We start from the raw sequence: 2,687 nt of genomic DNA, 5'->3' as shown, positions 1-2,687 counted from the left end.
AGCGCGCCCATAGGCATTCACGGCGCTGCTAAACTGTCGCCCTTCAAGCAACACCTGCCCAAGTAAATCGTAGTAATAGGCGTCTTTTGGATGCGATCTTAGCAAGGTTTGTAAGGTTGCGGCAGCCTTGGAGGTCTGCGCGCGCCTGTGCAGGGCGATGGCCTGCATCATCAATTTCAGGTCGGAATACTCGGTTTGCTCGGCGCGTCGAAGCGTGCTTTTGGGCGATTGTTGAAACGCCCAGATTTTCCCCTTTGCACGTTCGAACCAATACCGGCTGTCGCGGCTATAGGGGCGATCCCCACCGTAGCTGGCGACATAGGCCTCCATCGCGCGCACGCGTTCGCGGGTGAAAGGGTGCGAGCGCGCATATGGATCTTGGCGCGCTTCGCTCAAAGCGTCCTGTCCGCTAAAGATTTCATGGACTTCAATCGCACCGCGCGTCGAAATGCCCGAGGCCGCAAGATAGCGGATCGCTGATTGATCTGCCGAACTTTCCTCGGAGCGGCTGTGACGCAGAAAATTGCGCTGCGCAGAAGAGGCAACACCAATCGCCAACGCACCGGCTGCCCCGTTACTCGATCCACTGGCCGATGCAGCCAGCGCCAAAGCAATGCCAAGCCCGGTGACAGATTTGCGGGTATTGGCCTGCACCATACGGCGCGCAATATGGCCATTGGCAATATGCGCGGCTTCATGGGCAAGCACGGCTTGCAGCGCTTCTGCGCTTTTCAGACGCGTTATCATGCCTGTGTGAATAAAGATGGCCCGGGAATCCAGAACAAATGCATTGGGGATACGATCATCAATCAGCAGTATCTTAACTTGCGCCGTACTAAGGCCAGCAGCTTGCAAAACGGGGCGCGCCAATTGCGAGAGCGCATGTTCGATATCCGCATCGCGAATAAGGCCACCTGCGCGGGCAGGCAGGCACATCATGCTCAATAAAACCAAGATGCTTCCGAGTAGACGCATTGACTGTTCTCTCAATTCGCGTTGAAACCGCATAAGTGCGAGCATGGGAGAGCGTGATGCGAAGTTCAAGCAGAGGAAGGGTCGATCCCTTTATTGTGATGGATGTCATGGAAGCTGCACGCGCCGCCGAGGCGGCTGGCCGTCACATTATCCATATGGAAGTCGGTCAACCTGGCACGGCTGCGCCAGCGGGGGCTAGGGCTGCTGCGGCCGCGGCAATGGAGCAGGGCGCGCTTGGTTATACCGTTGCGCTTGGTTTGCCTGAATTGCGCGCACGCATCGCGCAATTATATGGCGAATGGTACAACGTCGATCTGGATGCGAGCCGCGTGATTGTGACCTCTGGATCGTCTGCGGCCTTCCTTTTGGCCTTCACCGCGCTCTTTGAAGCGGGGGAGCGTGTCGCGATCGGCGCGCCGGGCTACCCGAGCTATCGTCAGATTCTCAAAGCGCTCAGCCTGGAACCGGTGCTGATCGAAGCGCGTCAGGAAAACCGGTTGCAACCTGTTGCCAGCGATTTGAAGTCGCTTAACGCGCAGGGGCTTTTGGTGGCGTCCCCTGGCAATCCAACGGGGACCATGCTGGATAGATCCGCGCTTGGCGCGCTGATCGATGCCGCGCGGGAAACGGATACCGCCTTCATATCCGACGAAATTTACCACGGTATCGAATATGAGGCGAAGGCCGTCACGGCGCTTGAGATCACGGACGATGCCTATGTAATCAATTCCTTCTCCAAGTATTTCTCGATGACGGGCTGGCGCGTGGGCTGGATGGTGGTGCCCGAGGATCATGTGCGTATCATTGAACGTCTGGCGCAAAACATGTTCATCTGCCCGCCCCATATCAGCCAGATCACTGCACTGGCCGCGATGGAATGCACTGATGAATTGCAAGCGAACCTGAAAGTCTACACCGCTAACCGTGCGTTGATGCTAACAGAGCTGCCAAAAATCGGTCTTGGTGCCTTCGCGCCGCCCGATGGGGCTTTCTACGTCTATATCGATGTGAGCGCCTATACCGATGACAGCCGCGCCTTTGCCAGCGACATTCTTGAAAAGGCGGGGGTTGCTGTCACGCCAGGGCTGGATTTTGATGCAGAGCGGGGCCATCAAACCCTGCGTTTGTCCTATGCGCGTAGCACAGAGGATATCCACGAAGGATTGCACCGTTTGGGCCGCTATATGGCAACGCGCGGCTGACATCTTCTTTGGTCCCGAAATACCTCGGGGGTGTGGGGGCTGGCCCCCACGTTTTGTCAGTTATCCAGTTCGACCCAGACGGGCACGTGATCGGACGGTTTATCGCCAGCACGCACGTGTTTGTCGATCTGGCAGTCCACCAGCAGATCGGCAACCGCCGGGCTAAGCAGGAAATGGTCGATACGAATGCCGTCATCGCGGTTCCATGCGCCCGCCTGATAGTCCCAGAAGCTGTAATGCTCGGGGCCTTGAACGCGCGCGCGGAACGCTTCGGTCAGGCCAAGGTTAAGCAAACGGCGAAACGCGGCCCGACTTTCCGGGCGCGCAAGCGCATCTTCCTGCCACGCTTCAGGACGGCGCGCGTCCTCATCTTGGGGAATGATGTTATAATCACCTGCCATCAGAAATGGCGTCTCTTCGGCCAGCAGTGCCTCGGCGCGCTTTTGCAAGCGTTCCATCCACGCCAGCTTATAGTCGTACTTCGGTCCGGGCACAGGGTTCCCGTTAGGC

3 protein-coding genes are annotated in these 2,687 nt (G+C 57.8%); 1 reads left to right on the top strand and 2 read right to left on the bottom strand.

The features are described 5' to 3' along the window. A partial coding sequence (locus WBC85_RS15860) for a M48 family metalloprotease (RefSeq protein ID WP_424439486.1) occupies positions 1-975 on the bottom strand: 975 nt, incomplete at its 3' end. Between the two features lie 56 nt (positions 976-1,031). Between WBC85_RS15860 and WBC85_RS15855 the strand changes: the two genes are divergently transcribed. Beyond that, complete coding sequence (locus WBC85_RS15855) at positions 1,032-2,177, top strand: pyridoxal phosphate-dependent aminotransferase (RefSeq protein WP_424439483.1); 1,146 nt, start codon at positions 1,032-1,034, stop codon at positions 2,175-2,177. Between the two features lie 56 nt (positions 2,178-2,233). Here the strand turns inward: WBC85_RS15855 and WBC85_RS15850 are convergent. Continuing rightward, a partial coding sequence (locus tag WBC85_RS15850) for an exodeoxyribonuclease III (RefSeq protein ID WP_424439481.1) occupies positions 2,234-2,687 on the bottom strand: 454 nt, incomplete at its 5' end.

The organism is Planktotalea sp., from assembly GCF_049680325.1.
Lineage (GTDB): Bacteria > Pseudomonadota > Alphaproteobacteria > Rhodobacterales > Rhodobacteraceae > Planktotalea.
The sequence above is the reverse complement of the archived record's forward strand: the minus strand, read 5'-3'. Positions and strand labels throughout refer to the sequence as shown.

What these genes read in the sequence shown, in the direction of transcription:
- WBC85_RS15855 (WP_424439483.1), top strand. Translation starts at nt 1,032, where the DNA reads ATGCGAAGTTCAAGCAGAGGAAGGGTCGATCCCTTTATTGTGATGGAT.